The 26179-nt window shown below is 70.3% G+C and carries 23 protein-coding genes; 15 read left to right on the forward strand and 8 right to left on the reverse strand.

Annotated features, from left to right (window positions below; genetic code table 11):
- The first annotated feature begins 29 nt into the window (after positions 1 to 29).
- The 8 genes from ACWD4J_RS01210 to ACWD4J_RS01245 all read left to right on the forward strand — a co-directional run bounded on the left by ACWD4J_RS01210 (position 30) and on the right by ACWD4J_RS01245 (position 9204).
- Positions 30 to 908, forward strand: coding sequence for a hypothetical protein (locus tag ACWD4J_RS01210; protein WP_451393162.1), 879 nt, complete (start codon positions 30 to 32; stop codon positions 906 to 908).
- A gap of 59 nt (positions 909 to 967) precedes the next feature.
- Positions 968 to 1951: an ABC transporter substrate-binding protein gene (locus tag ACWD4J_RS01215; RefSeq protein ID WP_451393163.1), complete on the forward strand. Its 984-nt coding sequence runs from the start codon at positions 968 to 970 to the stop codon at positions 1949 to 1951.
- A 54-nt stretch (positions 1952 to 2005) separates the two neighbouring features.
- On the forward strand, positions 2006 to 2857 hold the full coding sequence (locus ACWD4J_RS01220; RefSeq protein WP_451393164.1) for an amidohydrolase family protein: 852 nt from the start codon (positions 2006 to 2008) through the stop codon (positions 2855 to 2857).
- A 74-nt stretch (positions 2858 to 2931) separates the two neighbouring features.
- Positions 2932 to 3633 (forward strand): GntR family transcriptional regulator, encoded by a 702-nt coding sequence (locus tag ACWD4J_RS01225; RefSeq protein ID WP_451393165.1) that lies wholly within the window; start codon positions 2932 to 2934, stop codon positions 3631 to 3633.
- A gap of 26 nt (positions 3634 to 3659) precedes the next feature.
- Positions 3660 to 5246, forward strand: coding sequence for a carboxylesterase/lipase family protein (locus tag ACWD4J_RS01230; protein WP_451393166.1), 1587 nt, complete (start codon positions 3660 to 3662; stop codon positions 5244 to 5246).
- A gap of 14 nt (positions 5247 to 5260) precedes the next feature.
- Positions 5261 to 6295: an ABC transporter substrate-binding protein gene (locus tag ACWD4J_RS01235; RefSeq protein ID WP_451393167.1), complete on the forward strand. Its 1035-nt coding sequence runs from the start codon at positions 5261 to 5263 to the stop codon at positions 6293 to 6295.
- A gap of 31 nt (positions 6296 to 6326) precedes the next feature.
- Positions 6327 to 7184 (forward strand): ABC transporter permease, encoded by an 858-nt coding sequence (locus ACWD4J_RS01240; protein WP_451393168.1) that lies wholly within the window; start codon positions 6327 to 6329, stop codon positions 7182 to 7184.
- Positions 7185 to 7308: 124 nt separating this feature from the next.
- Positions 7309 to 9204, forward strand: coding sequence for a TolB family protein (locus ACWD4J_RS01245; RefSeq protein WP_451393169.1), 1896 nt, complete (start codon positions 7309 to 7311; stop codon positions 9202 to 9204).
- Positions 9205 to 9215: 11 nt separating this feature from the next.
- Here the strand turns inward: ACWD4J_RS01245 and ACWD4J_RS01250 are convergent, their stop codons facing one another.
- The 5 genes from ACWD4J_RS01250 to ACWD4J_RS01270 form a co-directional block, all read right to left on the reverse strand.
- Entirely contained in the window at positions 9216 to 9446 is a 231-nt protein-coding gene (locus tag ACWD4J_RS01250; RefSeq protein ID WP_451393170.1) for a hypothetical protein, read from the reverse strand.
- 241 nt (positions 9447 to 9687) lie between these two features.
- The gene (locus ACWD4J_RS01255) at positions 9688 to 10677 is read right to left on the reverse strand and encodes an NAD-dependent epimerase/dehydratase family protein (RefSeq protein ID WP_451393171.1); all 990 of its coding nucleotides are present in this window, start codon (positions 10675 to 10677) and stop codon (positions 9688 to 9690) included.
- 120 nt (positions 10678 to 10797) lie between these two features.
- On the reverse strand, positions 10798 to 11529 hold the full coding sequence (locus ACWD4J_RS01260; protein WP_451393172.1) for a winged helix-turn-helix domain-containing protein: 732 nt from the start codon (positions 11527 to 11529) through the stop codon (positions 10798 to 10800).
- Positions 11530 to 11934: 405 nt separating this feature from the next.
- Positions 11935 to 12954 carry a glutamine synthetase gene (gene glnII, locus ACWD4J_RS01265; protein ID WP_451393173.1) on the reverse strand — a complete coding sequence of 340 codons (1020 nt, stop codon included), beginning with the start codon at positions 12952 to 12954 and terminating at the stop codon, positions 11935 to 11937.
- A 368-nt stretch (positions 12955 to 13322) separates the two neighbouring features.
- Positions 13323 to 13691, reverse strand: a complete 369-nt coding sequence (locus ACWD4J_RS01270) for an arsenate reductase family protein (protein ID WP_451393174.1) — start codon at positions 13689 to 13691, stop codon at positions 13323 to 13325.
- A 162-nt stretch (positions 13692 to 13853) separates the two neighbouring features.
- On the opposite strand from ACWD4J_RS01270, the gene ACWD4J_RS01275 reads away from it, so the two are divergent.
- Both ACWD4J_RS01275 and ACWD4J_RS01280 read left to right on the forward strand, forming a co-directional pair.
- Positions 13854 to 14138: a hypothetical protein gene (locus ACWD4J_RS01275; protein WP_451393175.1), complete on the forward strand. Its 285-nt coding sequence runs from the start codon at positions 13854 to 13856 to the stop codon at positions 14136 to 14138.
- Positions 14139 to 14290: 152 nt separating this feature from the next.
- Entirely contained in the window at positions 14291 to 15412 is a 1122-nt protein-coding gene (locus tag ACWD4J_RS01280; protein ID WP_451393176.1) for a CapA family protein, read from the forward strand.
- A gap of 29 nt (positions 15413 to 15441) precedes the next feature.
- Here the strand turns inward: ACWD4J_RS01280 and polX are convergent, their stop codons facing one another.
- The gene (gene polX / locus ACWD4J_RS01285) at positions 15442 to 17169 is read right to left on the reverse strand and encodes a DNA polymerase/3'-5' exonuclease PolX (protein ID WP_451393177.1); all 1728 of its coding nucleotides are present in this window, start codon (positions 17167 to 17169) and stop codon (positions 15442 to 15444) included.
- 167 nt (positions 17170 to 17336) lie between these two features.
- Here polX and ACWD4J_RS01290 point away from each other — a divergent pair, with 167 nt between their 5' ends.
- Positions 17337 to 18278: a transglutaminase-like domain-containing protein gene (locus ACWD4J_RS01290; RefSeq protein WP_451393178.1), complete on the forward strand. Its 942-nt coding sequence runs from the start codon at positions 17337 to 17339 to the stop codon at positions 18276 to 18278.
- Positions 18279 to 18347: 69 nt separating this feature from the next.
- On the opposite strand, the gene ACWD4J_RS01295 is transcribed toward ACWD4J_RS01290, so the two are convergent.
- Both ACWD4J_RS01295 and ACWD4J_RS01300 read right to left on the reverse strand, forming a co-directional pair.
- The gene (locus ACWD4J_RS01295; RefSeq protein ID WP_451393179.1) at positions 18348 to 20477 is read right to left on the reverse strand and encodes a glycoside hydrolase family 3 protein; all 2130 of its coding nucleotides are present in this window, start codon (positions 20475 to 20477) and stop codon (positions 18348 to 18350) included.
- Positions 20478 to 20733: 256 nt separating this feature from the next.
- Positions 20734 to 22098, reverse strand: coding sequence for a CdaR family transcriptional regulator (locus tag ACWD4J_RS01300; RefSeq protein WP_451393180.1), 1365 nt, complete (start codon positions 22096 to 22098; stop codon positions 20734 to 20736).
- Positions 22099 to 22339: 241 nt separating this feature from the next.
- On the opposite strand from ACWD4J_RS01300, the gene ACWD4J_RS01305 reads away from it, so the two are divergent.
- The 4 genes from ACWD4J_RS01305 to ACWD4J_RS01320 are packed head-to-tail and all read left to right on the forward strand — an operon-like array spanning position 22340 to position 26123.
- Positions 22340 to 23272 carry a substrate-binding periplasmic protein gene (locus ACWD4J_RS01305; RefSeq protein ID WP_451393181.1) on the forward strand — a complete coding sequence of 311 codons (933 nt, stop codon included), beginning with the start codon at positions 22340 to 22342 and terminating at the stop codon, positions 23270 to 23272.
- A gap of 9 nt (positions 23273 to 23281) precedes the next feature.
- The gene (locus ACWD4J_RS01310; RefSeq protein WP_451393182.1) at positions 23282 to 24037 is read left to right on the forward strand and encodes an amino acid ABC transporter permease; all 756 of its coding nucleotides are present in this window, start codon (positions 23282 to 23284) and stop codon (positions 24035 to 24037) included.
- Complete coding sequence (locus ACWD4J_RS01315) at positions 24034 to 24828, forward strand: amino acid ABC transporter ATP-binding protein (protein WP_451393183.1); 795 nt, start codon at positions 24034 to 24036, stop codon at positions 24826 to 24828. The genes ACWD4J_RS01310 and ACWD4J_RS01315 overlap by 4 nt, the downstream gene beginning before the upstream one ends.
- Complete coding sequence (locus ACWD4J_RS01320; protein WP_451393184.1) at positions 24825 to 26123, forward strand: NAD(P)/FAD-dependent oxidoreductase; 1299 nt, start codon at positions 24825 to 24827, stop codon at positions 26121 to 26123. Before ACWD4J_RS01315 ends, ACWD4J_RS01320 begins: the two co-directional genes overlap by 4 nt.
- The last annotated feature ends 56 nt before the right edge of the window (positions 26124 to 26179 follow it).

Here is a 26179-nt window from a genome sequence, read left to right on the forward strand (position 1 = left end):
CCACCCCCCCCACTCACAAGGAGAGAGAAATGAAGTTGGTGCTCGGCCGTGACGATCTCGCGGCCGCCGCGGTGTCAGCCGTCCGCGAAGCGGGCACGGAACCGGAGCGGCTCGACATCAGCCCGGTGCACAAGGCCTCGCGCGGTTTCGTGAACGCGTCGGAGGCGGACCTGTGCGAGGTGGCGATCGCCACCGTTCTGCAGGCCGTCGCCCACGGCAAGCCGGTGCTGCTGCTGCCGGTCACCACCCTGGGACGCCACCAGCACCAGACCCTGGTGACCCTCGGCGAGCTGTCGGTCGCCGACGTCGAGGGACACAGCGTCGGAGTCCGCTCCTGGAGCCAGACCACCGGGGTGTGGATGCGCGGCTTCCTCACCGAGCAGTACGGCATCGACCTGCGCAAGGCCGACTGGACGACGTACGAGGGCAGCCACGTGGATGGCGCCGACGACCCGTCCTGGGTGAAGCGGGCTCCCCAGGCGGCGAAGCTGCAGGCGGACTTCCTCGAAGGCCGGATCGACTTCGGGATCATGGGCAACGGGCTGCCCTCCGACGACCGCATCCGCACCGCCGTCGAGAACGCCCGCGAGACCGCCGAACAGTGGGCGAAGGACCAGGGGTTCATCCCGGTCAACCATGTGGTCGGCGTGTCCGAGCGGGCCGCCGCGGAGCACTCCGCCGCGATCCTCGCCGCGTACGACGCGATGCGGTCCGTGCTCACCGCCACGGCCGACCCCGGTCCTGTGCCCCTGCACCCCGTGGGCTTCGACGCCCTGCGCGGCGCCTTCACCAAGGCGGCCGCCTACGCACTGGAGCAGGGCGTGATTGTGCGAGCGGTGGACTACGACGAACTCGTCGAGCGGTCCTGCGCCGCGCTCGGTGTGCCGCCGGCCCGCCTCGGCGGCTGAGGCCGCGGCCCACCGCCGGACCCCTTACAGCAGCGACACAGAAGATGGTGAAGCACAGCATGGACAAGCTCACGACGGTTCTCGGTGAATTCCCGCACGGGCAACCGCTGTTGGACGGCGACGTCACGATGGACGGTTACCTGGTCGAGCCGGTGGAGGTCAAGCCGGTCATCGGCGCCTACCGGCGGATGATCCGGGACCTGGAGTTCGACGTGTGCGAACTGGCGCCGGTCTCCTACCTGATGGCACGCCAGGAAGGCATACCGCTGACCGCGGTGCCGGTCTTCCTCAACCGGCGCTTCCACCACGGCGACGTCCAGTGCGCCGCCCGGTCCGGCATCCGCGTGCCACGGGACCTGGAAGGCCGCCGCGTCGGCGTGCGCGCCTACTCGGTGAGCACCGGCGTGTGGGTACGGGGCGTCCTGCGCGAAGAGTACGGCGTGGACATCGACAAGATCACCTGGGTGGTGGACGACGACGACCACATCGAGGGCCGGGCCCCGGCCAATGTCGAGCGGGTCACCGACGGCCGCTCGCTGGGCGAACTGCTGCGCGCCGGGGAGATCGACGCCGCCCTGACCGGCAACGCCGGGACCGGCCGCGCGGGTTCGCCCCGGGCCGGCTGGACGGCGGCGGCCGACCCGGAGCCCGGGGCCGACGACAGCCCGTACCCCCTCTTCCCCGAGGCCGGCACGCTCGCCGCGGACTGGTACCTGCGGACCGGTGTGTACCCGCTGCACTCACTGATCGCGGTGCGCTGCGAACTCGTGGAGCGCGACCCGAACCTGCCCACCGCTCTGTACGCGGCGTTCGCGGACAGCAAGCGCCGGCACCTCGACGCCCACCCCGACTGGTCGGCGGTGCCCCGACTCGCCCGCCAGGGACGTCAGATCGGAAGCGACCCCGTCCCGTACGGCATCACGGTCAACGAGCCCAGCCTGAGCGCGATGGTGCGCTTCTCCGTGGACCAGGGGTTGCTCGATCCGGGCTTCCCCACCGACGCGGAATCGCTGTTCGCCGCGGGTGACTACCCGGACGCCTGAGCCGGCGCACACCGAAGACACCGAAGGCACGGAAGAGACAAGGGAGCACCCATCGTGGACGTCGTCGACGCACACTGCCACATCATCTCCGAGGACCTGACGAGTTACCCCCCGGCCCCGATCGGCGGCAAGCAGTCGCAGTGGGCCGCGACCCGGCCGGTGACCGCCGAGGGCATGGTCAGCCGCATGGACGAGACGGGTATCGACCAGGCCGTCCTCGTCCAGGCCACCACGAACTACGGCTACGACAATTCGTACGTCCTCGACAGCTGCCGCCGCCTGCCGGAGCGCTTCGTCGCCGTGGGCACCGTCGACCCGCTGCGGCCGGACGCTGCCGCCTCGCTCAAGGCCGCGGTCGGCGATGGCGGGCTTGCCGGGGTGCGCCTGTTCACCAGCGGCAGCACGGTGCCCACGCAGGGCGAGTGGTTCGCCGCGCCGGAGACCTATCCCTTCTGGGAGCAGGCCGCGGAGCTGAACCTGCCGGTGTGCCTCCAGATGCGCCTCGGGCCCGCCACCAGGCAGCTGGTGGAACTCCTGGAGCGGTTCCCGGGCGTGACGGTGCTGCTCGACCACATCGGCTACCCCGACATCGCCGCCTCGCCCGCCCGCGCCGGCGCCGAGGTGGCGGAGCTCGGTGTGCATCCGGGCCTGCACCTCAAGCTCACCCATCGCAACCTCGAACGGCTGCAGGACGCCGGAGCGCGAGCCGGTGACTTCCTCGGGCCGGTCGTCGAGGCGTTCGGAGCGGGGCGGATCGCCTGGGGGTCGAACTGTCCGGCGGCCGAGCAGTCCCTGCCCGAACTCCTCGCCCTCGCCCAGGAGGTCCTCGCGGACCTGCCGGAGCGGGACCGGCAGGAGATCTTCGCGGGCACGGCCAGGCGCCTGTACGCGTCCCTGGACGGATAGGGAGCTGACCTCCATGCCGTCGGCTACTGTTCCCGCCTCGGTCCTCATCTCCACGGAACGTAAAGGCGGTCAAGGTGAGCAGCTCGGACAGCTACAGCGGCGGTGCCGAATCCGGGGCGAAGGCGTCGGGCACGCGCTACGGCCAGGCCTACGAGGGGCTGCGCTCCCTGCTGCTGTCGGGGAGCATCGCCCCCGGCACACGGCTGACCGAGGCGGACCTGACCCGGATGTTCGACGTGTCGCGCAGCACCATGCGCACCGCGCTGGCGCGGCTGACGCAGGAGGGCTACGTCACCAGCGAGGTCAATCGCGGGGTGCGCACCAGGAGCTTCTCGGTCGAGGAGGCGGCGGACATCCTGGAGGCCCGCGAGATCCTGGAGGCAGCGCTGGCCAGCAAGGCGGCCGAGCGGGCCACGGCCGACGAGGTCGAGGAACTGCGCCGCACCCTCAAGGACATGGAGGAGGCGCAGTCGCGCGGCGACCAGGACGCCTACTCGCGCGGCAACCGGCGCTTCCACCAGCAGATCAAGGACGCCGCGCACCAACAGACCCTGGCCCGCGCCTACGACACGCTGCTGTATCCGCTGGTGATGCGCCAGTTCCGCAATCTCTCCGCGCAGCACCCCAGGTCCGGGTCGCTGGAGGAGCACCAGGCCATCTTCCTGGCCATCGTCACGCGCAACCCCGACGCGGCGACGGCGACGATGCGCCATCACGTCGGCTCCGCCCGCCGGGCGCTGCTGCTCGACAAGCCCCCACAGCCGCCGGTGGCCTGACCGGCTGGTGGGGCGGAAAGGACCGAATGCGCCGCCCCACCGCGGACACCGAAGCGGGACCCGTCGAGGGCGTCCCCTGCCGGGACCGCTCCGTCACCGTCTTTCGCGGCATCCCCTACGCCGCCCCGCCCGTCGGCGACCTGCGCTGGCGCCCTCCGCAGCCACCGCTGCGGTGGGAGGGCACCCGGCGGGCAGACCGGTTCGGCCCGATGTGCCCGCAGGCACCGACCGAGGCTGCCGCGACCGGCGTCGACGTGCCCATGAGCGAGGACTGCCTGAGCCTGAACATCTGGACGGGAGCGGCCCACCGCGAGGAGCGGCGCCCGGTCCTCGTCTGGATCTACGGCGGCGGCTTCCGCGAAGGCACCGGGGCGCACCCCCGCTACGACGGCGAGAACCTGGCACGCCGCGGCATCCTCGTCGTCACCTTCAACTACCGTCTGGGCGCCTTCGGTTTCCTGGCCACACCCGAGCTGAGCGACGAGTCGGGACACGGGTCGTCCGGCAACTACGGGCTGCTCGACTGCGTCGCCGCCCTGCGCTGGGTGCGCGACAACATCGCGCACTTCGGCGGCGACCCCGACCGCGTCACCATCGCCGGCCAGTCCGCGGGCGCCGGACTGGTCAACTTCCTGGCCATGTCGCCGCTCGCCGAGGGACTGTTCCACCGGGCGATCGCCCAGAGCCACGCCCGGTACGCCCGCGACCCCGAGCTGCGCTACCTGTCCACCTCCTACCGCCTGCCCGTGGACGCCGAGAGCGCGGGCAGCCAGTACGTGCGCGAGCACGGCGCGCGAAGCATCGCTGAACTGCGCGCGCTGCACTGGCACAAGCTGATCGACGGCCACCACCCCGTCGACACGAGCGTCGAGACCGGCGGCGCCGCGGGGCCGCCGCTGCTGCGTCCCGTCGTCGACGGCTGGGTGATCCCCGCCGGCTACGACGCGACGTACACCAAGGGCCTGCAGAACGACGTCGACTACCTCACCGGCAACAACCTCGACGAAAGCGGCGCCGTCCCCGAGTCGATGGTCGCCGCGCTGCGCACCGGACGACGGACGGTCCGGCCCGGATCACCGCCCGTCCACGTGACGCTCGACCAGCATGTCGCCGCGGCGCGGCGGAAGTTCGGCCCGCTCGCCGAGGAGTTCCTGCGCCTGTACCCGGCCGCCACCGACGACGAGGCGGCGCGGGCGAGCAGCAGCGCGGCGCGCGACAACTCCCGCCTCTCCACCTACCTGTGGGGCGTCGACTGCAGCCGCCACACCACCCGCAGCCTGTACACCTACTTCTGGACCCACCGCTCGCGGGGCGCCGGACCGCGCGGAGCCGGCCACGGTTCCGAGATCGACTACGTCTTCGGGAACCCCGCGATCGGCATCGACGCGTGGACCGAGGAGGACCACGAGATCGCGCGCGTCCTCTCCTCCTACTGGACCAACTTCGTCGCCACGGGCGATCCCAACGGCACCGGCCTGCCCCCTTGGCCCGCCTTCTCGCCGGACGCCGGCTCCGTCATGGAGATCGGCGCGAACTTCCGGCCCCTGCACGTCGCGGACCCGGCACGCACCGATTTCTGGCTCCGCTTCTTCCGTACCCAACAGGCCTGGTGAACAAAGGAGTTCCCATGCGATACCAGACACATCCACGCCTCCTCGCCCTGAGCGCCGCCGCGATACTCGGCGCCGCGCTGCTCAGCGGCTGCGGCGACCAAGGGTCGGCCTCGGTCGGCTCGGACGGCAAGACGACCCTCTCGGTCGGCGTGAGCGGCAACATCTTCGACCTGTCCATACGGGTGGCCGAGGAGAACGGCTACTTCGACAAGCAGAACATCAAGATCAAGTACGTGACGCTGACCGCGTCGACGGCCACCTCGGCCCTGCAGTCGGGTTCGGTGCAGGTCCTCAACTCCAGCCCGACCAGCTTCGTGGCCGCCCTTGCCAAGGGCCTGCCGGAGCTGTCGATCGCCACGAACGGCGGGGGCAACCCCCTCGGCATCGTCGTCAGCACCGCCTTCGCGAAGAAGCACCAGCTGACCGCCGACACCCCGGCGGACCAGGTGGCCAAGGCCCTGGCCGACTCGACGGCCGGTGCCAGTTCCGCCAACACCAAGGCCGAGGCGGGCATCTTCCTCAAGGCCCACGGTGTCGACCCGGCCAAGCCGAAGTGGGTCTCGCTGCCGAGCCCGGCCGCCGACAAGGCCGCCCTCGTCAAGGGGGAGGTCGACTGGTTCATCACCTCCGAGCCGATCCCGCTGCAGGTCCAGCACGAGGGCGACGGCATCGTGGTCGCCGACCCGGTCAAGGTGCCCCAGTGGTCCTTCGAGGACGCCGGATACGGCCAGGCCGTCGTGGTGAAGAAGAGCTTCGCCAAGGCCAACGCCAAGACCATGAAGGGATTCGCCACCGCGGTCCAGCAGGCGACCGCCTACCTCAGCACGCACAAGTCCGATGACAAGGCCGTACTGGACGCGGCCCGCAAGACGCTCCCGGGCCTGCCCGACAGCGTGCTGAGCGCCTCCGTCGCACAGGTGGACTGGCCCAAGAGCGCCAAGCAGGACGAGGCCGGCTGGAAGAAGACCGTCGCCTTCGTCAAGGACATCGGCGCGGTACCGGACCCGGCCGTCACCACCGACGACTGGACCAACACCTACCTGCCGTGACCCCGGCCGCCCCGACCGCAAGGAGCAGACCATGGCAACCGTCACCGACAAGGCCGTGACCGGAACCGCGGCACCACCTGCCGCGAAGGCACCCGCCCGCTGGCGCGGCACGGCCACCGTCATCGCGCTGCGCATCCTGGTCATCGTGGTCGCCGTCGTCCTGTGGCAGGTGATGAGCGGCCCCGTCGTGCCCGAGTACGCAGTCAGCAAGCCCACCGACGTGTTCGACGCACTCACCGGGATGCTCGGCTCCCGGTCCGGATGGACCAACATCGAGGTGACCGCCATCGAGGTGCTGGCCGGCTTCGGCCTCGGCGTGGCCGTCGGAACGGTGATGGGCCTGGTCCTTGGCTCGTTCCCGCTCCTGGGGCGGGTCCTCGAACCGCTCGTCGCCGCCCTCAACGGCATCCCGAAGATCGCGCTCGCCCCGCTGTTCCTGCTGTTCTTCGGCATCGGCTCCTGGTCGAAGATCACCATCGCCATGACAGGTGTCGCCTTCGTGGTCTTCTACAACATCTATCTCGGCCTGCGATTGCGGGAGCGCGAACTCGTCGAGGTCGTCCAGGTGATGGGCGGGCGCAAGCATCACGTTCTGGGCTACGTCACGATCCCGACACTCGCCGCGCCGTTCTTCGCCGCACTCAAGACGGGCGGACCGCTGGCCATCCTCGGTGTCATCGGTGGTGAGTTCATCGCCTCGACCGAGGGTGTGGGCCACGAGCTGTTCACCGCGGCGCAGAATCTGGATGCCGCCGGCGAGTTCGCCGGCCTGATCATCCTCGTCGCACTCACTCTCACGCTCAACGGCGTGCTGACCGCCCTCGACACGTACGCCCTCAAGCGCCTCGGACTGACCCCGCGCCGCAGCCTGGCGCAGGACCACAGCTGAGACACCGCCGGGCTGCGGACACCTCCCCGTCCACAGCCCGGCGCTTGACTCACCGCTTGACGGCTCTTCGGCCACCTTAAGAGAACGAACCCGAAAAGAACCCGAAGGAAGAAGTGGTATCGCGATGGCAACTGACATAAGACGCAGAGCATTTCTGGCGGCCGGCGCGGCCGTCGTCGGCACCGCCCTCATGCCCAAGGCGTTCGCCGTGGCGGCGGCGGCCGACGGCAAGAAGGGCGTGATGCTGATGAACCGGATCGGCCCCTCCTCGTCGGACCTCTACATCAGCGACATCGACGGCGCGAACGAACGAAAACTGCTGGCGAGTCCGGGCTTTGACTACCACGCCGCCCCCTCGGCGGACGGCTCGTCGGTGATCTTCACCTCGGAACGCGTGGGCGACGGCAACGCATCCCTTTACCAGGCCGACATCACCGGCACCAACATCAAGGCCCTGGCTGCCAGTTCGGCCATGGACGACAGCGGCGTCCTGTCACCCGACGGCACCAAGGTCGCCTTCGTCTCCACCCGCGGCGACCACAAGGCACACATCTGGGTCCTCGACCTGAGCACCAACGCGCTGAAGAACCTGACCAACAGCGTCACGGTGGCAGGCGATCCGGCCAGCCCGGACGGCCACTTCCACCCGGCCTGGTCGCCCGACGGCCAGTGGATCGCCTTCTCCAGTGACCGCAACACCACCTGGCGCGGTCACAACGACGGCCGCGGCTGGGAACACACCCAAGAACTCAGCATCTACGTCATCCGCCCGGACGGCACCGGCTTCCGCCAGGTCGCCACCAAGGAGGGTTACTGCCTCGGCTCGCCGAGCTGGTCCCCGGACGGCAGCCGGATCGTCTTCTACGAGATCACCACCGAAGGCACCTGGCTCGCCCACCGCCCCGAAGGCATCGGCATCGCCGAGTCCCAGATCGTCTCGGTCGACGTCACGACCGGCGCACGGACCGAGCACACCACCGGCCCGTACCTGAAGGTCGCGCCCCAGTACGTGAACGCCACTGAGATCGGCTACCTCATCAAGGGCGGCGCCGACGAAGGACTCGCCTACGTTTCCGGCACCCTGCCGGCCCTCAAGCGGGCACTGCGCTCACCGGTGTGGACCCCGGACGGACAGTCGGTGATCTACGAGAAGGTCAGCTTCACCCCGCGTCCCCTCGACACCGAGCTCTACAGCTGGGACGCCGACTGGGACTACCGCTCCACCGACGTCTTCCCGGTCCTGTCCCAGCAGGGACGCCTCGCGATGACGAACAAGCAGCTCGGCAACTCCTCCATTGTCACGATGCGCCCCGACGGCTCCGACCAGAAGGTCGTGTTCGACACGACCGGCAAGGGCCTCGACCCGGTACTGGTCGCCAAGGGCCTCGCCGGAGCCTTCCGGCCGGCCTGGTCCCCGGACGGCGAGTGGATCGCGTTCGGCCTGGGCGGCTGGTTCCAGGAACGCGCGGAGATGACGGCCGTGGTGGCCCGGGTCAGCAGCGACGGCTCGGCCTGGGAAGTCCTGACGGACGGCACGACCAACGCCGGCTTCCCCAGCTACTCGGCCGACGGCGACCGGATCGTCTACCGCGTGTGGGGCGAGACGGACAAGGGCCTGCGCATCCTCGACCTGACGACGGGGGAGACGACGGTGCTCACCACCGAGTACGACAACCTGCCCGACTGGTCCCCGGACGGCACACTCATCCTCTTCACTCGCAAGACCAGCGCCACCAACTTCGACGTCTGCACCATCCGCCCCGACGGCACCGGCCTGAGCGTGCTCACCAGCAGCGGCGCGAACGAAGGCCACGCCGTCTGGAACCACGACGGATGCATCCTCTACAGCAGCGGTGAGTACGGCTTCCGCGGCGAAGCGGCCCTGTACGACAACACCTTCCAGCCCTACGGCCAGATCTTCCGCATGAACGCGGACGGCTCGGACAAGAAGATGCTGACGGACAGCCTGTGGGAGGACTCCATGCCGCTATACCTCTCCCAGGACGTGCTGTCTGCGTGACGTGAGCCGGTTCAGCCGGCGACGTACACGAGCCTGCCCCGCACATAACGGCCGCTCAGCTCGTCCAGCACCGCGGGCACCTCCTCAAGGGGCAGGGTCCTGGCGACCAGCGGATCCAACCGGCCGTCCTCGACCAGGGCGTACTCGGCGAAGCCGCCGGGGCGGCGCAGATCGCCGTGGAAGGCGACCCGCTGCCCCGGCAGCCGCGTGACGCCGGCACCCGCACCGGCCTGCGAAACCACCCCGCGACCGCCGCCCTCGACGTGGACACGCGGGTAGGACCGATAGGCTTCTTCACCTGGAAAGTGCCTCCGACGGTGGCGGGAACAAGGACCTCAGCAATCCTCATCCTCGCTGGTCAGGGGCACTTTCTGCTGTCGTGATCACCGGTCGGACAGCCCACCGCGTGAAAGCGTGAGGTCAAGGCAACGGGGGAGGGTGGGCACAGCGGCACCCCGCCGACGGGCAACACCTCAACGAGCGTCAGCCACCCAGTACCTTCGCCTCCACTACGGGATCCAGCCCCACCACGGGCCGGCCCGGCCGCTGCGGCACCGTCCCCCCGACCGACCGCAACCACTCCCACGTGTCACCGACCGTCTCCGCGACGCCGCGGCACCGCAGACCCGCACCGACTGCCTTGGAGACGCCAATGCCGTGCAGCGCGTCATGGCCCTCGCTGCCCGGCGGAACCCAGACCGGCAACTGCGTCCACGGCTCGATCCCGGCGCCGAGGATCACTTCGGGATCCGTCCACCGCAGCTCCGCCGCGGCCCCCGTGACGCGTATGCAGGTGTCGAGGAGTTCGCCCATCGTGGTGTGCCCCTGCGGGCTCGTCAGGTTGTACGGGCCGCTCAGCCCGCCCTTCGCCGCGTCGAGGATCCATTCGGCGAGGTCCCGGACGTCGACGTACTGCAGCGGCAGCGAGCGCGGACCGGGCGCGAGCACAGGGCCGCCGCGGGCGATCCGGCTCAGCCACCAGGGGAGACGGCCGATGTTCTCGTACGGGCCGAGGATCAGCCCGGAGCGGACCAGCAGCGACCGGTCCTCGCCGAAGGCCGCCACCGCGGCCAGCTCGCCGCCCCGCTTGTCCTGCACGTAGTCGGTCTGTGCCGCGTCCGGCGAGCCGTTCGCCAGCGGAGCGTCCTCGGCGTACCCCGCCGCCGGCGGCCACGCGTACACCGAGCAGCTCGACACATAGACATAGGCCCCGGCCCGGTCCGCCAGCAGGGCTGCCGCATCCCGCACCGCGCTCGGCGCGGCCGACCAGGTGTCGACCACCACGTCCCACTCGCCGTCCGCGAGCGCCGCGAGCCCGCCGGGCGCTGTGCGGTCGCCGCGCAGGGCGCGCACCCCGGCGGGCGGCGCGTGGCGACCGCGATTGAAGAGGGTCACCTCCCAGCCCCGCGCCAGCGCCGCTTCCGTGACGGCGCGCCCCGCGAACTCCGTACCACCCAGCATCAGAAGTCTCATGCCGGTGACTCTGCCCCCGCGCCCGCCCCGGGACAGCGGATTCCGCCCGCAGGGGAACCATTCAGCTGAGGGGCGAATCCGCGGGGCGCGACCGGGGGACAGGCGACCAGAGCAGCGGCCTCAACCGGCCGTGGGCGGCGTGTACTTGTAGCCGACGCGCCGCACCGTCTGGATCGCCTGGCGGTGCTCGGCACCCAGCTTGCGCCGCAGCCGCGCGATGTGGACGTCCACGGTGCGGCCGTCACCCACGTGCCCGTAACCCCACACAGTGGTCACCAACTGGTCGCGGGTGTGCACCCGGTGCGGGTGCGCGACGAGATGGGCGAGCAGCTCGAACTCGAGATACGTCAGGTCGAGCGGCCGCCCGTCGACCTCGGCGGTGCGCTGGGCGGTGTCGATCCGTACGAGCTCGTCGCTCCGCGCGGACGACTGGTTCGACTCACGCGAGTCGTGCGAAGCGTCGTCCGACTCCTCTGACTCGTACGGCTGGTGCAGGCCGTGCGGGTCCTGCGTGACGGCCGTCGCGGGCTGCGCGTCGAGGAGCGGGCCGAGGCGGCCGAACTGGGCGAGCCGGCCGTCCTGGCCCTCCGGCACCGCGAACGGCAGGACGCCCTGCTGGTCGGCGGGTACGAGCACCAGGTAGCCGATCATCGGCGGGCGGCCCGGCAGCGTGGGCAGGGTGTGCTGAGGTGCGGGCAGCCATGTGGCGCCCGGCGGCAGGAAGTCGGCCATATCCACGACCTCGTCCCGGTCGACGGCGCGCAGTCGGTGGCGGGCGGGGTGGGGTGAGGCGGCCGGAGCGGCGGTCGCGGCGGATGCGTTGGCAGCGGAGAAGGTACGGGTGTTCGCCATGAGAGGTCAGCTCTTTCGCGCGAGAAGTCGTCGATTGCCTGATCGAGGACTGCGAGTTCACGGCCGCAGTCGTCGAGGGACGTACGTCGTGCGCGCTGGCCGAAGGCCGGGGTGAACGGCTTTAGAGGGCCCGCGCGTTCACGCGGGACAACACACCCGGTCGAAGTCGTGGTGCTGACGGGAAGGCCAGAAGGGCTCGAGGTCGCCACGACCCGTCGAGGTGTTCTGGAAGCCGTCCATGTCCCCATTGAAGCAGACGACAGGTGAGCGCAGCAGCTCTCCGGCCCGGCTTCTCGTCCTTTGATACGGAATCCCTGTACACAACCGCCCGCCGGGAAACGGAAAAAGAAAGGGGCACCTGCCGACTTCGGCGGGTGCCCCTTCCGGAAGCGCTGGAGCCGTGGATCAGACCTGGCCAGCCTTCTCCAGAGCCGAGCAGCACGTGTCGACGATCAGACGCGTCACCACGTACGGGTCGACGTTCGCGTTCGGACGGCGGTCCTCGATGTAGCCCTTGCCGTCCTTCTCGACCTGCCACGGGATACGGACCGAGGCGCCGCGGTTGGAGACGCCGTAGCTGTACTTGTCCCACGGGGCGGTCTCGTGCAGACCGGTCAGGCGGTCGTCGATGCCGGCGCCGTAGTTCTTGACGTGGTCGAGCGGCTTGGAGCCCTCGCCGAGCGACTCGCACGCGGTGATGATCGCGTCGTAGCCCTCGCGCATCGCCTTCGTGGAGAAGTTGGTGTGCGCGCCGGCGCCGTTCCAGTCGCCCTTGACCGGCTTGGGGTCGAGGGTGGCGGAGACACCGAAGTCCTCGGCGGTGCGGTACAGCAGCCAGCGGGCGATCCACAGCTGGTCGGAGACCTCCAGCGGCGACAGCGGGCCGACCTGGAACTCCCACTGGCCCGGCATGACCTCGGCGTTGATGCCGGAGATGCCCAGGCCCGCCTTCAGGCAGTTCTCGAGGTGGGCCTCGACGACGTCACGGCCGAAGATCTCGTCCGAGCCGACACCGCAGTAGTAGCCGCCCTGCGGGGCCGGGAAGCCGCCCTTCGGGAAGCCGAGCGGGTAGCCGTCCTTGAAGAAGGTGTACTCCTGCTCGATGCCGAAGATCGGCTCCTGCGAGGCGAACTTCTCCTCGACCTCGCGCAGTGCGGCGCGCGTGTTGGACGGGTGCGGCGTGAAGTCGATGTTGAGGACCTCGCACAGGACCAGGACGTCGTCACCGCCGCGGATCGGGTCCGGGCAGGAGAAGACCGGCTTGAGGACGCAGTCCGACGCGTGGCCCTCGGCCTGGTTCGTGCTGGATCCGTCGAAGCCCCAGATGGGCAGCTCGGCACCGTCCGCCAGGATCTTCGTCTTGGAACGAAGCTTGGCCGTCGGCTCGGTGCCGTCGATCCAGATGTACTCAGCCTTGAACGTCACGGGCCACATCCTCATTCATGCGGGTCTTCTACGGCGCAGGCATCTCGGGTTGCGGGTGCTGCGGTGTTAATCGGCAGCCTGTCAACCAGCGATTTCCCGGTCGTTGCCCGATTGTGAACCCCGTGTTACCGGGTTCATCTGTGATCTGTGCGGTGCGGTGAGTCACCTCGCGACGGTGTATGCGCCTGCTGTGAGCCGGATCGGCCGGAGCCGCCGACCGCTCGTATGCGATGGGCGGCGGTCCGTACCGGCCAGTCCGTACGGCAGCCGTACGGCTTGCCTGAAAGGCGACTTGTTCGGGCGAACCGGACGGCTCGGCGCGCCGGCCGTCGGCGAACTTCTGGTTGTCGGCGAGCGCCGTGGCGCAACTAGCGGGACAGCGCGTCCCGTACCGCCTCCTCGGTCCGCGCCACCACCGCCGTACCGTCGTCGGCCGTGATGATCGGGCGCTGGATGAGCTTCGGGTGCTCCGCCAGCGCCTTGATCCACTGGTCGCGGCCGGACGCGTCCCGCGGCCAGGCCTCGCGGTCCTTGAGGTTCAGCTCCTTGGCGATCTCCTCCGTGGTGCGGGTGATGTCCCAGGGCTCGAGGCCGAGCCGGCCGAGCACCTCGCGGATCTCGTCCTCGGTCGGTACGTCCTCGAGGTAGCGGCGCACCGTGTAGTCGGCACCCTCCGCGTCGAGCAGCGTGAGCGCGCTGCGGCACTTCGAACAGGCCGGATTGATCCAGATCTCCATGCCGCACACGGTACGCGAGCCTCATCGGCACCTCCCGAAACAGCGTCCGGACGGCCCGTCAAATCCCGTCTGGCCAGCGGCTTTTGTCAGTGCCGACCAGTAGAATTGAAGAAGTGTTCGAGGGTGCCCGCCAGGGGCCCCGACCGCGACAGGAGGATGCCCGTGCCCGCTGCCGCACTCATGCAGACGACCCTGCCGATCGACCTTCCGTACGTCCCGCTCCAGAGGAAGAAGCTGCCCGCCGGACGCCCGCGGGAGTGGTACATCACGCACAACCGCCGGCTGAAGGCCATGCGCCTCGCCATCGCCCTGCTCGACGCGGGCGTCTACCTGCCCAACCAGGCGCACAACCAGAGGATCCGGAGCACGGCGCAGCTCATCGGAATCCACCCGCCGTCGGACACCACGTGCCACATGGTGCGTGCGCTGATGCGGTACAGCCGCTGATCCACCGGTGTCCGTCGTCGATGCGCCGGTGATCCGGCCTTGACGCACCGCCCGACAAGGTCCCGTGCCCCCGGAGCGTGAGCTCGCGAGGGGGTGCGGGACCTGCCGCGTCACGGCCTGTGATCTCCCGGCGATGGGCCTAGCCTGGGAGAATGCCTGGGACGCATGGGGACGGCCTGGTCACCCTGTTCCTCTGCGGCGACGTGATGCTCGGTCGCGGCGTCGACCAGATCCTTCCGTATCCCGGAGACCCCGTGCTGCGGGAGAGCTACATCCGTGACGCCCGCGCCTATGTCGAGCTGGCGGTGGAGCAGAACGGTCCGATTCCCGGCCCTGTCGACTTCTCCTGGCCCTGGGGCGACGCCCTTACGGTGCTCGAAGAGGCCGCTCCGGACGTCCGGTTGGTCAATCTGGAGACCAGCGTCACGCGGGACGGCACGTTCGCCCCCGGCAAGGGCGTCCACTACCGGATGAGCCCGGAGAACCTGCCCTGCCTGGCCGCCGCCCGCCCCGACGTGTGCGCCTTGGCCAACAACCACGTACTGGACTTCGGACGCCGCGGTCTGGAGGAGACGCTCACCGGCCTCGCGGGCGCGGCGCTGCTGACGGCCGGTGCCGGGCGGGACGCGGGAGAGGCCCGGCGGCCCGCCGTCGTCCCGCTGGCCGGGGGCGGCCGCGCCCTGGTCTTCTCCTTCGGTATGCCGTCCAGCGGCATCCCGCGGAGCTGGGCCGCGGGCGAGGGCAGATCCGGCGTGGACCTGGTGGCCGAGCCGTCGGAGGCCGCCGCGGACGCCATCACCAGCCGCGTGCGGCAGATCAAGCGACCCGGGGACATCGCGGTCGCCTCGGTCCACTGGGGTCCCAACTGGGGCTACGAGGTCTCGGCCGGCGAAGCGCGCTTCGCGCACGCGCTCGTCGACGGCGGTGTCGACCTCGTGCACGGGCACTCGTCCCATCACCCGCGCCCGCTGGAGATGTACCGCGGGAAGCTCGTTCTCTACGGCTGCGGCGACTTCGTCGACGACTACGAGGGCATCAGCGGCTACGAGCGCTACCGGGACGACCTGCGCCTGCTCTTCCTGATCTCGCTGGAGCGGGCGACCGGCAGGCCCGCGACCGTGCGGATGGTGCCCCTGCAGGCCCGGCGGATGCGGCTGCAGCACGCTTCGGGCAAGGACTCGGAGTGGCTGCGGGCGGTACTCGACCGGATCAGTGAGGAGTTCGGCCTGCGTGTGGACCGTGAGCCGGACGGGACGCTCACGCTTCGGTGGTAGGCGGCCACGTTCCGTGCGTACGCCCTGTCTCAAGCCGCCCGTCCGCCGCCCAGGAACCTGCGCAGCCGCCCCAGCGGCCAGGTGTTGATCACGTCGTCCTTGGTGAGCCAGCCGCGCTGTGCCGTACCGACCCCGTAGCGCAGGAACGCCAGGTGGAGGACGGAGTGCGCGTCGGTGTCGATCACGAACTTCGCGCCGTACTCCTTGGCGCGCAGGATGTCCTCGTCGCACAGGTCCAGGCGGTCGGGCTGGGAGTTGACCTCCAGCGCGGTGCCGGTGCGGGCGCAGGTGGCGAACACCTCGTCGAGGTCCGCGTCGATGCCGGGGCGTTTGCCGATCAGCCGCGTCGTCGGGTGGCCGATGACGTTGACGTGCGGGTTCTCGCAGGCGCGCACGAGGCGGCGGGTCATGTCCTTCCGGCTCAGATTGAAGTGCGAGTGCACCGAGGCCACGCAGAGGTCGAAACCCGCGAGGAAGTCGTCGGGCCAGTCCAGTTCGCCCTCGGGGCCGATGTTGAGCTCGGTGCCGTGCAGCAGCCGCATGCGGTGGTGCTTTCCGTCGAGCTGCCGCACCTGCTCGCGCTGGGCGAGGATCTTCTCGTCGGTCATCCGCTGCATGTACAGGTTGGGGGCGTGGTCGGTGATCGCGTAGTACGCGTAGCCGCGCCCGGCGGCGGCCTCGACCATCTCCTCCAGCGGGGCGAGGCCGTCGGTGAGGTCGGTGTGGGTGTGCAGGTCACCGCGGATGTCCTGCTCCGTCACCAGCTCGGGCAGCTCGCCGCGCAGCCCCGCCTGGACCTCGCCCCGGTCCTCGCGCAGCGTGGGCGGGATCCACGGCAGGCCGAGCCTCGCGTACACGTCCTCCTCGGACCGGGAGGCGACGCTCTTGCCGCTCTCCGTCTCGAACAGGCCGTACTCGGAGAGCTTCAGCCCCTGGCGGACGGCGATCGTACGGGTGCGGATGTTGTGCGCCTTGGAGCCGGTGAAGTACTGCAGACCGGCGCCCCACGAGTCGGGCGGCAGCACCCGCAGATCGATCTGGAGCCCCTTCGTGGTGCGGATCGAGGTCTTCTTCTCGCCGTGGGCGATGACCTCGGCGGTGGACGGAAGCTCGCTGAGCGCGGCCATGAACGGCGCCGAACGACCGGCGGCCACAAGGATGTCGATGTCGCCGATGGTCTCCTTCATCCGGCGCAGGGAGCCCGCGTAGGTGCAGCTCTGGCAGCCGGTCACCTGGGAGAGCTGGGCCACGACCTCCTCGGCCTGCTCCATCGCCATGCTCAGCAGGATGCGGTCGCCCGCCTGCTGCAGCAGGGCGATGCCGTGCAGGATGTTCTGCTCGGTCTTCTCGCCGAAGCCCTTCAGATCGCGCAGCTTCTCGGCCTGGATGGCGTCGGCCAGCTCTCCGACGGACGCAATGTGCAGGTCCTCGTAGAGCGCCATGGCCTTCTTGGGGCCGAGCGTCGGGATCGTGATGAGCTCCCGTACCCCGGCGGGGATCTTGGCCCGGGTCTCCTCCACCGCCGTGATCCGGCCCGTGCGGAAGTACTCGACGACCTTCTCGGCGATCGACTTGCCGACTCCGGGGATGTCGCGCAGCGCGGCGGCGTCCAGCTGGGAGGCATCTCTCGGATGCCCGCCGATCGCACGGGCCGCCTTCTCGTAGACGCGTGCCTTGAACGCGTCTCCGTGGGTGATCGCGATGAGGTCCGCGTACTCCTTGAGGAGCGCCTCGACCTCTTCGTTGGGCCGGGCCACGTATCCAGTCTAGGAGCGGCGACGGCGGCAAGCCGTTTGGCGGGAACTGACGTTCGGTGTGGGGCAGGACGCAGGAAGTCTGGACATCAGCCGCCGAATTTTGGCACCGTGAGGGCCACCGGCCCAGCAATCGAACAAGTGGCCGATATGTCTTCGGGGGTTCCTCCATGCCGTCCGCACGCCTCGAACCGGACGCCGCCGCCTTCTACGCCACCCAGAGCGCGTTCTCCGATCCAGGTGACCTCGCCCCGCTCTACGCCGACCTGCCGACCGATCCCGCGCAGCTCGCCCGTATCGCCCGTGACCTGCTGGTCCACCGCGTTGAGGGCGAGCTCTACCGCTACGACATCCCGCAGGACCGCCTGCACAACGACGCCGAGACCCGCTACATCGACGACATCCTCCGCATCATCACCGAGCGGAACGGCGCCCCGCTGACGCAGCGCCGCGAGCTCGGCGACCGCTTCGTCGGCATCTGCCGCGACTTCTCCCTGCTGCACTGCTCGTTCCTGCGGCACGCGGGGATTCCGGCACGCATCAGGTCCGGGTTCGCCGACTACTTCGGCTCGGACGGCTTCCACTTCGACCATGTGGTCACCGAGTACTGGGACGACGAACGGGGCTGGCTGCTCGCCGACGCGGAACTCGCCGACGCGCTGGTCATCGACGCCCACAACATCGACTTCGATCCCATGGACGTGCCCCGCGACCGCTTCCTGGTCGCGGGCGCGGCATGGCGGTCGATTCGCGCGGGCGAAGCGGACCCGAAGACCTTCGGACTCCCCCTTCCGGACGGGCCGCTGGTGGGGGAGTGGTTCGTGGCGGGCAACATCCGGCTCGACCTGGCGGCGCTGAGCAAGGTCGAGACGCTGCTGTGGGATGTGTGGGGCACGGGAGCCGGCGGCGACGGGGACATGACGGACGAGATCAGGGAGCTGTACGACCAGGCCGCCCTGGTGACGTACGACCACGCGCCCTTCGGCACGGTACGGAAGCTGTTCACGGAGAACGACGGGCTGCGGACGCCCAGGACGGTGCTGTCGCTCGCCCCGTTCAACGGGCCCAGCGAGGTGACGCTGAGAGGACAGGGCGTCGGCGTCCAGGGTTGACGCGCTGCCCGCCGCCGGGGACGCGGGTCTCGGTCCCCGGCGGCGGGCAACGGCCTGGCGCACCAGCCCCTACGAGGCGGCACGCCTCAGCAACGTGTACGCCGTCACCGGGTCCCCGGCGAGCAACGCATGGTCGGCGTCCGCGATGAGCCGGGCCCAGTCGCCGGGGGCGCCGCCGGCCACCACGCTGGCCTGTGCCGCGTCACGGGCGCCGGAGACGATCTCGTCGACCAGTCCCACATCGCCCTTGGAGCGGGCGGAGTCCAGCGCCGCCCGGCTCGCGACCTTGCCGCCCCCGGCCTTGGCCTGGGTCCGCAGCCCCCAGCCGAAGGGATAGAGCGGCCGGTACTCGTCGTCACCCACGTTGACGGGCACCTGGTCGGCGCTCCTCGGCCAGCTCACCGGCAGCCGCCCGGTGAAGGGCCGCTTGCCGAACAGCACGTCCGCGACGCCCGCCCCCTCGCTGCCGGGCAGCCAGGAGGCGACGAGCGCGTCGATCTTGCCCAGCTGGTCCGTGATGATCTGCGGCCGGCCTGACACCACCAGCACGACGCACTTCTCCACGGCCGAGCAGACCTTGTCCACGACCGCCTTGTCCTGGGCCTGGAGCGACAGCGACTTCGACTCCTGCTGCGGGGTGCTGCACCACCCGCACTCCGGCCCGCCGACATCGCCGTATCCCTCGGCGTACGGAGTCTCGCCGACCACGACGACACCGACATCGGACCCGGCGGTGGGCGCGGAGGCGTCCTCGCTGTAGGTGACGGCGGCGCCCGGGGCGACCTGCCGTATCCCGTCCAGGATCGACGTGCCGGTCACACCGTCGCCCGACACCCCCTGCCAGGTGCTGGTCCAGCCGCCGGCCTGGTTCCCGACGTCGTCGGCGTTGCGCCCGGCCACGTAGATCCTCGACTTCGGGCTGAGGGGCAGCAGATCGCCGCTGTTCTTCAGCAGCACCTGCGACTTGGCGACCGCCTCACGGGCCACGGCGCGGTGCTCGGCGCTGCCCACCTCGTCGGCCTTGCCGGCCGAGGCGTAGGGGTGCTCGAACAGGCCGAGGGCGAACTTCTCCCGCAGGATGCGTGAGACCGCGTCGTCGATCCGCGCCCGGCTGACCCGGCCCGCCTCGACCTCGCCGAGCAGCAACTGCTCGAACTCCGGAGCCGTGTAGGGCTCCATGAACATGTCCACGCCCGCATTGACGGCCGTACGGACCTTGTAGGCGGTCAGACCGGTGTTGGACGGGTCGGACGGGTCGGGGATCTGGTGGATGCCCTCCCAGTCGGAGACGACGAAGCCCTTGAATCCCGTCTTCTGCTTCAGCACGCCGGTGAGGAGTTCCTTGCTGGCGTGCATCTTCACCGGGTTGCCGATGCCGTCCTCGGTCCAGTCCACGCTGGAGAAGGACGGCATGACGGAGCCCACCTCGTACGTCCTGACGGCGGGCCCGTACGGGGCGAGGTCGACGCTGTTGAAGTGCTCCCGGCTGGTGACCGTGACGCCTTGGTCGATCGTGTATTTCTGCTCGTACGAGGGCTTGCTCTCGTTCGCGGCGGCGGTGGCGGAGTCGTACGTCGTGTCGCCGTCCCCGGCGAAGTGCTTGGCCGTGGCGAGCACACGGTCGGAGCCGATGTGGTCGGGCGTCGGGCCCTGCAGGCCCTCGATCCCGGTCTCCATGGTCTTCACCAGAGCCGGATCCTCGCCGAAGCTCTCATAGCTGCGGCCCCACCGCTCGTCCCGGGTGACGCACAGGCACGGCGCGAAGTCCCAGGGGATGCCGGTGGCCCGCAACTCAGCCGCGGTCACCTCGCCTTCCTCTTCTGCGAGTTGCGGGTCACGGGTGGCGCCCATGCCGATGTTGTGCGGGAAGAGGGTGGCGCCGGTGACGTTGCCGTGGCCGTGCACCGCGTCGATCCCGTAGATGACCGGGATCCCCAGCCGGGTGCCGAGCGCCTGTTCCTGGAACTCGTTGACCATCTCGACCCAGGCGGCCGGGGTGTTCTCCGCCGGTGTGGAGCCGCCGCCGGACAGCACCGAGCCGAGGCCCCACTCGGCGATCCGCGCCGGGTCGTCGGTGACGGCGGCCCGCTCGGCCTGAGTCATCTGGCCGATCTTCTCTTCCAACGTCATCCGTGCGAGCAGGTCGGCGACGCGCTTCTCGACGGGCTTCGCCGGGTCGAGGTAGGCGGGGCGGGACACCTCCCGCCCGCCCGATGCGGCCTGCGCCCCCGGGGCGACGGCGAGGCCGGCGGCTAACGCCGCGAAGGCGCTCAGCGCGGCGGCGGCGCGTCTGGACCGCCGCCACCCCCGGCGTTGACTTGGTGTCAGATTCGATGAACCGGGCGTACCAGAAGCAGACATGTCCGTCCCTGTGAGTGAGCGGCTCGTGCACTGGAATCGCAAGGTGAACGTCATTCAGCGTGAGGCTAGAGTTTCATTCTGTGACGGACAGGTGTCAATGAGCCGGTGAAGACGGCGACTTACGCTCTCCCACCGGTCCGACCGGTCCGGCCGGTCCCGCGACCCCCCGACGACCGCCGTCGAGCTGGTCGGCGAGGCACGCGAGATAGAGGGCCATGGTGGTCCGGTGTTCGCGCAGGGAGCGGCCGGTGATCTCCTCGATCTTGTTCATGCGGTAGACGACCGTGTTGCGGTGGATGTGCAGGGCCGCCGACGCCCGTACGAGATTGAACCCGCTCTCGCACCAGGCGATGACCGTGTCGCGGAGCACCGGCCAGTCGGACTGGGCACGCAGACCCGCCGCGGTCAGCTCCAGCAGGCGCCGGCGGGCGGGGTGGCCGACGCCGGCGAGGACCTGGTGGACCCGCAGATCGGTGATGAGGTGCACGGAGGTTGCCGCCGCCTGGCCGCGACAGCTGCCGCTGACCCGGGCGCCGAGACGGAGCGCGTCGCAGGCGTCCTGGTAGGAGTCCCGCAGGCCGCCGACGGAGGTGGCCGGTTCGCCGATGCCCGCGCGGGCGGTCAGGCCGTCCTGGGCGGCGATGAGGTCGGTGACCCGGCGGCAGTCGGCCACCAGGCCCGCCACCGCTTCCCCCGGCTGCCGGGCGGGAAACCGGTGCAGCACGCCGATCCAGCCGGGAGCCGTGCTCGCGACGATGTCCTGGGGGTCGGCGAACACCTCGCGCACGGTGCGGAGCAGCTCCGAGCGGATCAGCGCCATGTCCCGGGTCGGGCCGGCCGGCGATGGGGCGATACGAGCAGGGGCGGCCTGGGCGGGGCCGGCCTCTGCAGAACCACCTTGTCGCGCGTCCCCGCCCGCATCGGGCACGGTCACCTCCAAGGCCACCGCGACCCGCTGCAGACGCAGATCGAAGCCCAGCTCCGCGGCCCGGAACAGCAGGAAGTCGCCCTCCACGACCTGCGGGTCGTACGAGGCGATGTCGGCGAGCAGCTTCTCGGCCGCCCGCTCCGCCAGGAGCCGGGAGCGCAGCATCACCGACTCGCGGAGCAGGATCTCCGTCTGGCGCTTCACCAGCAGCCCGAAGCGGCGCACCTGGGCCGGCGTACCCGTGATGCCCACCGTCCCCACCGCCTGCCCGTCCGTGACCAGCGGGAGCGTCACCCCAGGGCGTACCCCCCTGAGCTGCTGGGCCTGCGACGCGTTGTGCGTCGCGGGCTCCTGAGTGCGTATCACCTCGACGGACGCCTCGTGGAAGGACCCGACCCGGCTGGTGTCGCCGCTGCCGATGACCACGCCGTCCGCATCGGTGATCAGCACGTTGAAACCGATGACCGCGGAGGTGTCCCCGGCGATCTCCTGGGCGAGTGACGGGCTCAGCGCGAGTGACGGGCTCTGCATGGGCGTTTCTCCCGTCGAGGGGGCACCGAGTGGGACGCACCGTACAGCGGACGGCGCTTTCTCGGCCACAGATTCGTACGAAGTGACCGATGACGGGCGGATGGTCCGTCTCTACCGTTTGGGCACCGGCACAGCCCGCCGCCGGCACAGCGCGGTGACCGGCGGGTCCCTCGGCCCGTGAGCGGGTTTTCTCCAGCCCCGACAGCGGGTTCCCCCGCCCCGATACGGAAGGCCCAAGCCGATGACCCGTGTGCGTTCGCTCATCGCGGCCTTGTCCGCGATGCTCCTCCTCCCGGCGGCCGCCGCCTGCAGTTCGGGCGGCGGCGGCGACCCGAAGAACGTGTCCGCCAAGACCGCCGCGCTGGGCACGCTCACGCCGGGTGTGCTGAAGGTGGCCGTACAGCCGTACGCGCCCTACACCAGCGTCCAGGGCGACAAGATCGTCGGCCTGGACGGCGAGATCCTCAAGTACGCGGCCGACAAGCTGGGCCTGCGGATCGAGCCGCAGGTGACGGACTTCGCGGGCATGCTCGCCGGCGTGCAGTCCCGCCGCGTCGACATCACCATCGGCGGTGTCGCCTGGAGCGCCGACCGGCAGAAACAGGGGCTGTTCACCGATCCGCCCTACTACTCGCCGCCCGCGATGGCCGTCCGTTCCGGCAAGACGTACAAGACCGTCGACGATCTGAAGGGCCTGCAGCTGGGCACCGTCGAGGGCTACGTCTGGGTCAAGTCGATCCAGGCCGTGCCCGGCGCCGAGCTGCACGCCTACCCCGACGCCAACGGCGTCTTCGACGACCTCGGGGCGGGCCGCATCGACGTCGGCTTCCTGGACCCGCTGATCATCATCGCGGCGCAGAAGGAACGCCCGGACCTGAAGATCAAGACCGAGTACCTGACGACTCCGACCGCCGCGGAGGTCAAGGCCAAGCCCGCCTACCAGTACTTCCAGCCGTACCAGACGGGCTTCTACCTGCCCAAGAAGGCCACCAGGCTGGAGAAGGCCATCTCCGCGCAGATCGACGCCATGTACGCGAACGGCGAGATGGCGAAGCTCGTCAAGAAGTACGGCGGCGATCCGGAGCAGTTCCTGAAGCCCGCCGCCGATGTCGCCACCGCCCGCAGGGGCGTGGACCGGCCCGAGAACTGGACGCCGCCGTCCATCGCGAAGTGAGGTCGTGACATGTCAGGGCTCTTCCAAGTCCCCTGGTCCGACTACCGGCCGGACCTGATCGACGCCCTCGGCCGCACCCTCGCCTACACGGTCGTGAGCTTCGCCGGCGCGGTGGTCCTCGGCCTCGCCGTGGCGCTGCTGCGGCTGAGCAGGAACTGGCCGGCGCGCGCGATCGCCGCCGTCTACACCGAGGTGTTCAAGAACGTCCCGCTCCTCGCCATCATCTTCCTCACCTACTTCGGCCTGGCCTCGGCCGGCCTCCGGCTGGACGTGTTCACGGCCGGCTGCCTCAGCCTGGTCGTCTTCTACGCTGCCTACCTGTCCGAGATCTTCCGCTCCGCGATCAGCGGCGTGCACGCCGGGCAGACGGAGGCGGGCGAGGCGCTCGGCCTCGGCAGGACGGGCATCTTCGGCCACGTCGTCCTGCCGCAGGCCCTCAGGCTGGCGCTACCCGGCACCAACACCATGCTGGTCGACCTGCTGAAATCCACCTCACTGCTCGTCACCGTCTCGGCCGCCGAGCTCATGAGCGAGGGCCGGCTGATCACGTCGGCCACGTTCCGCGCCCTCGAGGTGTACCTCGTCATCTCCGCCGTCTACTTCGCCCTCTGCTACCCCCTGTCCCAACTCCTGCTGCTCCTCGAACGGAAGGTACGAGCGGGAGTCCCCCTGTCCCCATGGCGACGACGGCGGCTGCGGGCGGCCCGCGCCCTGCTCGCCGCCGAGCCCACTGCAGTCGCCGACCTGAAGGAGGCGTCGGCATGACCGAACCGGTCATCGCATCGAAGGCCATGGCGCAGGCGTCCCCGGAGGCCGTCGTACGGATCACCGGGCTGAGCAAGTCCTTCGACGGACGGCTCGTGCTGGACGACGTACACCTGAAGGTGCACCGCGGGCGGATCGTCAGCATCATCGGGCAGAGCGGCGGCGGGAAGTCGACCCTGATGCGCTGCGTCAACCTGCTGGAACGGCCCGACCGGGGCACGGTCGAGATCGCCGGCGAGGTGGTGCACAGCGGCGCCCGCACGGTCTGCCGCGACCTGCCCCGGCTGCGCCGCACCGTCGGCATGGTCTTTCAGCGGTTCAACCTCTTCCCGCACCTCACGGCCGTCGAGAACGTCGCACTGGCCCAGCGCAAGGCCGGCGTCCCCGAACAGGAGGCGCTGGAGCGGGCCGTCGCGCTGCTGCGCCGCGTCGGCGTCGCCCACCGCGCCCTCGCCCAGCCCGACCAGCTCTCCGGCGGCGAACAGCAACGTGTCGCCATCGCCAGGGCCCTCGCCCTGAGGCCCGAGGTGCTCCTGTTCGACGAGCCCACCTCGTCTCTGGACCCGGAGGCCACCCGGGAGGTACTGAGCGTGATGCGCGAACTCGCCGCGGACGGCATGACGATGCTGCTCGTCACCCATGAACTGCCGTTCGCCCGCGAGGTGTCCGACCACGTCGTCTTCGTCGACGGCGGCCGGATCGTGGAGGAGGGCAGCCCGGACGAGGTCCTGGGCAGCCCGGGTCAGGCCCGGACACGGGAGTTCCTCGCGTCGTACGGATCCACGTCATGACCCAGGAGAGCGGGGAGACGACAGCTTTGGGCAGCGGTCCGGTTGTGGTCGTCGGAGGCGGCGTGGTCGGCCTGTGCACGGCGTACTACCTTGCCGCGTCCGGCGTATCCGTGGAGGTCGTGGAACGACGCGCCGTGGGATCGGGGGCATCCCGGGGCAATGCAGGATGGGTGTGCCTGAGCCACTCGACCCCCGTCCCGGCCCCGGGAGTCATCCGCTACGCCCTGCGCTCGCTGGGCCGCCCTGATTCGCCTCTCTACCTCCGGCCCCTGCCGGACCCGGCGTTCGTACGCTGGCTGTGGCGGTTCTGGCGCAGCAGCACGCCGTCCGCGTTCCGGCGCGGCTACGCGGCGATCGCCGAACTCAACCGCGGCACCTTCGAGTTGTTCGACGGCCTGCACGAGGCGGGGATCGCCACGACGCTGCACCGCCCCGGCATGGTGCACGCGTTCCTGTCGCCGGCCGAAGCACGCCACCACCTGGCGCTCCAGCGCGAGATGGCGGACGGCCGCTACGAGCTGCCGGACGACGTCACCACGGGCCCCGGGGCGCACCGGCTGGACGCCGCGCTGTCACCGGGGATACGGGCCGCCTACCTCGTCCGCGGGGAAGGCGTGGTCGACCCGGAGGCGTTCGCGCGCGCCCTGGGCGAGGCGCTCACGGCCTCCGGCGTGAAGATCCACGAGAACGCGGAGGCGACCGGTTTCCGCACCCACGGAGACCGGGTCACGGCACTGCGCACCGCACAAGGCGACATCCCCTGCTCCGCCGTCGTCATCGCAGCCGGAATGCGCTCCCCGCACCTCCTGTACGACCTGGGCCACCGCCTGCCCCTCCAGGCGGGCAAGGGCTACAGCTTCTCCGTGGACCTCGACCCGGCACCCGGGCACACCCTGTACTTCGGCGAGCGCAGGGCCGTCGCCTCACCGATCGGCGGCACCACCCGGATCGCCGGCACGATGGAACTGAGCGGCAACAACAACCGCCTCGACTGGCGCCGCATCGTCGCCGTCGCCCGCGCGAGCCGCCACTACCTGGGCCACTGGTTCGACGACCCCGACGACCTCGTCACCCTGATCCGCGACCCCTGGGTAGGCGGCCGCCCCTTCCTCCCGGACGGCCTCCCCCTCATCGACCGCGTCCCCGGCCACACCAACGCCTACGCGGCCACGGGCCACGGCATGCTCGGCGTCACGCTGGGCCCGGTCACCGGCCGGGGGCTCGCCGACTACATCCTCACGGGGAGGCGGCCCGATGGCCTGGCACCGTTCCGTTTCGACCGGCTGCGCGGCTGAAGTGCAAAAGCCGTGGGCCGCGCCCCTCCCGGAGGAGGGGCGCGGCCCACGGCCTT

The organism is Streptomyces sp. NPDC002577, from assembly GCF_053594815.1.